The following is a 5,284-nucleotide window of genomic DNA, read 5'->3' as shown; positions in this document are numbered from 1 at the left end:
CAGCTTGGTCAAGCCAAACCAGCCGTAAACAACGGATGGAATGCTGACGTAGATTTCGGTTGCCGGCCGGAAGAACTTTTCACCGATTTTTGGTGAAATTTCCGTCATGAAAACGGCTGAGCCGATCGCGAACGGCAAGCAGATGAGCAAACCCAGCAAGCAGGTTTCCAGGGAACCAACGATGTAAATGGCAGCCCCGACTTTTCCCCCGAACATGCCGGTCTTGTCAAGCGGTGCCCAGTCACTGGTAAACAGGAACTCCCAAACGCTGTGGTGCGCCTTAAGGAAGGTCTGGCTGCCTTGGTAGAGCAGGAAGGCCCCCATCAAGAGGGTCAAAGCAACGATCAAGAGGCCGCAGGCGATGTAGACCGCGCTCCAGCGCTTGTCTTTGGCAATTGCTTTTTGAACTACTTTGTCCATAATGCCTTATTTCTCCTTCTTACTTAGTATGGGTGGCTTTAGCGGCAGCCGTCAGCTTGGAGGCTATGCCGTAGCCCATGGCTTCGATCTTCTTGCCATATTCCTCGCTGAGCATCTGCTGCAAGAATGCCTTGGCCGCACCCTTTGGCTGGCCTTTAGTGTACATGTGCTCATAGCTCCAAACCATATACTTGCCATTGTAGACATTCTTCAGGCTTGGCTTAACACCGTTGATTGACACGATGCCGACTTGCGGGTCACCAGTCAAGTAGGACAGGGCAACGTAGCCGATTGAGCCGGAAACACTTTGGACCATTTGGATCAAAGTACCTGAGTCGTCAGTTTCCAGAGACTGGTTTGACTGGCTAGCGTGCTTCTTCAAAGCGTATTGCTCAAAAGTTGCCCGGGTACCTGATGAAGATGGTCTGGAAACCAGGACGATCTGGCAGTCATTGCCGCCAACCTGCTTCCAGTTGGTCACCTTGCCGGTGAAAACTTTGATCAATTGTTCAGTGGTCAGGCTCTTAACCCCGGCATCCTTGTTGATGATCGGAGCGATGACGGTAATGGCCACTTGGTGGTCAACCAGCTTGCTAGCTGACTTCTTGTCCAGCTTTTCATCCGCGAGCAAGTCTGAGTTCCCGATGTCGATGGTACCGTCAGAAACCTGCTGCAGGCCTTGACCTGACCCACCCCCGTTAGTGTTGATGACACTGTCCGGGTTCTTGTCCATGAAAGTCTTGGCCGCGTTCTGCGCTAAAGGCAGAAGGGCAGATGACCCGGCGATGTTAACTGTCCCGGAAACTCCCTTGGTATCGGCTTCGGAGCTGCCAACGACGCAGCCGATGACGATTGCCAGCAAAACAAGCGCAACGATGGCGACTTTGTTTTTTTTGCGTGACATGTTAATTCCTCCTTGAATTCTTACTGATTCAATCTTAATGGAGGCAAGTTAAATGCATTCAGTGATAATTGTTAAATCAATGTAAAATGCTTAATTTTGTTTAAGACAAGCCGCTTTCTTAACAGAATTACAAAGTTTTCGCAAGGCTCCCCTTTACTTTTTCAGTTTATTTTGCTTAATTTATCTGTTTTTTGCATTTGTAAAATATAACGCTTTCACTCTTTGTTCAGTCTTCTTTACGCTAATTTTACCTTACCGGAAAATGCCAATTTAACATCCGCTTTGGACAAAAATATATGCTTAATTCTATATATAAGCACTTCTGTTAATAACGAAATTATATCGAGGAAGGACACATGATAACCTAGTTTACAACCTTTTATGCCCGCAACCACACTTTTCTCCTGCAGGTATTCTTTATCGCGTTAATTACTGATCAGTTATTTTTTTAGAGGAAAGCATCCCAAAACGGATTGGCAAAAGCCTGGGAGCCTTCCTGCTCTCTTTAAGCACATCCATGATCATGACCGTCTTCCTTTACCAGAAGCTAAGCCCCCTGGTCAGCATTAATGCCTTAAGCGCCTTTTTTCTGGCAACTGGATTGATCCTCTTGACCCTGATCCCAGTCATTTTCCTTTATCAGCGCCTAATTAACAAGAAGCCGTCCGTAGCCGCCTTCACTTACTGTCAATTTGTCATCGCCGCTGAAATTTCATCCCTCTTGGCCAATCAAACCTGGCAATGGGACTTTTTCACCATTATCTTAACCCTCTGTCTCTACTTTCTTTTTAAAAAAGAAATCAGCTACATCAGCCAGGAGCAGACCATCATCACGGAAGACAGCCGCTTCTTCTGGTCCGCCATACTCTGCATGATCCTGGTCGTAGCCCAGGCAGAATTTCCCCGCATGTTCCTTGATGGCAACAATTCGGCGGTCCCAACGCCAATCGCCTACGTGGTCAGCTTTTTAGCTATTATTTCTTGCATCATGTACATTTTCTTCATGAAATTCAATATCTTAAGCGTTAACCGCTATGAAAGCTACTTGAAGAAATATGATGATGATCAGCTGACTGGGGCCAAAAGCCTCCACTATTTCATGGAGCATTATGAAGAGAGCCTCAAGCAGTTCGGCAAAAGCCAAAGTTTAAGTATTTTTTACAGCTCCCTAGTCAACCTGCATGACTACAACTTAACTAACGGCTACCAGGACGGCAGCAATCTCTTAAAACAGTTGCGGCCCGCAGCACTGGTGAAACTTTACTCTTCAAGGCAGGCTTAGCTCCCTTTAAGCCCAGCCGGCATATTTTGCGCCGCCAGCGCAATACTGAGCTGATGCATGGACTCGACGTTCCCTTAACTCAATCAAGCTGAAAAATGCCTCTATCGGCTACTATGATGACCAGCTGGCCAAAGCGGATGAAATCCGGGTTCATGTTCTGAGCCAGATCGACCAAGCCTGCCGCGACAACTGGCTCAAGATCTACTACCAGCCCTTGATCGACATCCAAAACATGAAGCTGGCTGAATGTGAGGCCCTGTCGCGCTGGATTGACCCCAGATACGGCTTCCTGTCTCCAGACAAGTTTATCCCTGCCCTGGAGGCCAACCGGGAAGTCTACAAGGTTGACTGCCACGCTTTAGAGGGCTATGGGCAAGACGCTGAGTTTTTACGAGAAAAGGAAAAAGAAATCTTCCCCATCAGCTTTAACATTTCCAGAACAGACCTGGAAGCCTACGATATTTACCAAAAGATCGAAGACATCGTCGCCCGCTACGGGCTCAGCCGCGATCAAGTTCATATTAAGATTACGGAAAGTGCCCTTAATGACAGCTGCCAGGCCATAGTCGAAGCCGTCCAGCACTTCCATGACCTGGGCTACCAGGTCTGGATGGATGACTTTGGCAGCGGCTATTTTCCTTAAAGAAGCCGGCTGCAACCTGGCCCAGGGCTCCCTCTTCAGTCCGCCCGTTCCTTTAGACGAACTTTACAAAAAATGGCACCTTATTCATAGGCAGAAGAAAACCGCTAGTCACAGGGCTAGCGGTTTTAGTTTGTCAATTTTTACTTGCCAGCCGAGCCAGCAAGACCTACAAAGCAGATTAAGAAAATGATCATTAGGAGCCAGAGCACGATCTGCCAGATCAAGGCCAGAGTAATCCAGCCTTTCATCTTCTCTAACTGTTCATCTTTACGCTTGATAAAAAGGAAAATTGCCGGTACCAGACCGAAGATTGGCCAAATGTAGGCAGCAACCAGCAGAATGATCAGCCAGACATTGTAAACAAAAGAATTTGAGTCCTTCATTTTTTGCTCCCCCCCTCTTTGCAAAAAGCTCTTAAATCTGCCTTCAGTTTAGCAAAAGCAAGCCCTTTTGACAATCGTTCTACTTGTTCTTTTACTGTAAGTAGGCATATTCGAAGTAGTAGCTGCCGTTGTAGATCAAGCCCTTGACCTTTGTGTTCAGCATCCAGGCACTGCCGGACTGAACCAGCGGCGTTACCCCCTGGTCGGTCATCAAGATGTTTTCTGCCTTGGCCAAAAGCTGCATCCGCTGGCTAGATGAAGTAACGGTCTTGGATTTGGCGATCAGCTGGTCATACTGCTTGTTTGACCACTTACCGGAGTTGTAGCCGTTAGTTGAGGTCATGCAGTCCAGGAATGAAATCGGGTCAGCGAAGTCAGCATTCCAGCCGCTGACGCAGGCTTCAAAATTTCCGCTGTCCATCTTGGCGAACTGGGACTTGGTCGGCAGGCTCTGCACCTTGACGGAGACTTGCTTGCCAAAAGCCGTTTCCAAGGCACTCTGGATGTATTCACCAATCGCCTTTGAGCTGTCGTCATCAACCGTCAGCAAAGTAAAGGATAATTTCTTCAGCTGCAAGTCCTTGAGGGCCACCTTAAAGGTCTTCTGAGCCAATGTCTTATGGTAGCTGGTAATTTGCTTGGTCGTCTTGTCCTGGGCCAGCTGGGTAAAGTCCTGCCCGTCCACCTTGGTCATATCAGCCGCGGTAAAGGTCGTCGCGCCGGTAAAGCCGCCGCCCAGGGTCTTGGCCAGGGCCTTCCGGTCCAAAGCCATGGAAACTGCTTGACGGAGCTTAATGCTCTTAAATTTAGCCAGCTTGGTGTTGAACTGCATGTAAGTCGTGCCGTTGTTCTTTCTGATCACGTAGCCGGCCTGCTTTTGCAGGTTCTTGGCTGCCTGGGCGCTCAAAATTGCCGTATCCAGCTTGCCGTCCTGGTAAAGGTTGTAGGCCGTTGACGGTGACTTTTCAACCATGAAATTAATCTGGGCCAGTTTGACGGCTGATTTGTTCCAGTAGTTCTTGTTCTTGACCATCTTCCAGGACAGGTTGGCTCCGGTCCAGCCTTTTTGGACAAAGGGCCCATTGAAGACCGTGGTCTTAGAAGAAGTACCGAACTTGCTGCCATATTTTTCAACTGCAGTTTGGTTTTCCGGGAAAAAGACCGGGAAGGCCAGCAAGAGCTTGAAATAAGGCAGCTTGTGGTCTAATTTAACCTGCAGCTTGTACTTGCCAAGAGCTTTGACGCCAGGCTGGACGGGGCTTTTTTGCCTGCCACGATCGCGTCCGCGTTCTTAATGCCGGAGAAGATATAGCTGTATTGAGACGCGGTCTTGTGGTTAACCCGTCCGCTGCCAGGAGTAGACGAAGTCTTTAGCAGTAACTGCCTGCCCGTTGGACCACTTGCCGTCTTTCCGTAAATCAAAAGTCCAGGTCAGACCGTCCTTGCTTTGGGCAGCCTTAGTCGCCAGGGCTTCCTTGGTCTGGTTGTCCTTGTTTAATTGATACAGGCCTTCCATGGTGTTTTCCATCTGGGTGAAAGAAATCGCGTCCGTCGCCTTCGATGGATCCATAGTGATGATTTCTGCCGATGTCATCCAGTTCAATACCTGCTTCTCACTTGCCCCCTTGCTTTGCCCGCAAGCCGTCAAAAGT

Annotated in this window: 4 protein-coding genes and 2 pseudogenes; 2 read left to right on the top strand and 4 right to left on the bottom strand. The window is 48.6% G+C overall.

Annotated elements, in window-relative coordinates; genetic code table 11:
* Together FD23_RS10510 and FD23_RS05535 are read right to left on the bottom strand one after the other, a co-directional pair.
* Positions 1–420 (bottom strand): annotated as a pseudogene (locus FD23_RS10510) (phosphate ABC transporter permease subunit PstC); the annotation flags it as partial.
* A 19-nt stretch (positions 421–439) separates the two neighbouring features.
* Entirely contained in the window at positions 440–1,324 is an 885-nt protein-coding gene (locus FD23_RS05535) for a phosphate ABC transporter substrate-binding protein (protein WP_052933644.1), read from the bottom strand.
* A gap of 517 nt (positions 1,325–1,841) precedes the next feature.
* On the opposite strand from FD23_RS05535, the gene FD23_RS05530 reads away from it, so the two are divergent.
* Entirely contained in the window at positions 1,842–2,606 is a 765-nt protein-coding gene (locus FD23_RS05530) for a hypothetical protein (protein ID WP_052933643.1), read from the top strand.
* Between the two features lie 214 nt (positions 2,607–2,820).
* The gene (locus FD23_RS05525; protein ID WP_025895942.1) at positions 2,821–3,249 is read left to right on the top strand and encodes an EAL domain-containing protein; all 429 of its coding nucleotides are present in this window, start codon (positions 2,821–2,823) and stop codon (positions 3,247–3,249) included.
* Positions 3,250–3,389: 140 nt separating this feature from the next.
* Here FD23_RS05525 and FD23_RS05520 read toward each other — a convergent pair whose 3' ends face one another.
* Together FD23_RS05520 and FD23_RS05515 are read right to left on the bottom strand one after the other, a co-directional pair.
* Positions 3,390–3,632, bottom strand: coding sequence for a hypothetical protein (locus FD23_RS05520; RefSeq protein ID WP_025895944.1), 243 nt, complete (start codon positions 3,630–3,632; stop codon positions 3,390–3,392).
* 91 nt (positions 3,633–3,723) lie between these two features.
* Positions 3,724–5,148 (bottom strand): annotated as a pseudogene (locus FD23_RS05515) (peptide ABC transporter substrate-binding protein).
* Between the last annotated feature and the right edge of the window lie 136 nt (positions 5,149–5,284).

This window comes from Lactobacillus delbrueckii subsp. delbrueckii DSM 20074 = JCM 1012 (assembly GCF_001433875.1).
GTDB classification, from domain to species: Bacteria; Bacillota; Bacilli; order Lactobacillales; family Lactobacillaceae; genus Lactobacillus; species Lactobacillus delbrueckii.
The sequence above is the reverse complement of the archived record's forward strand: the minus strand, read 5'-3'. Positions and strand labels throughout refer to the sequence as shown.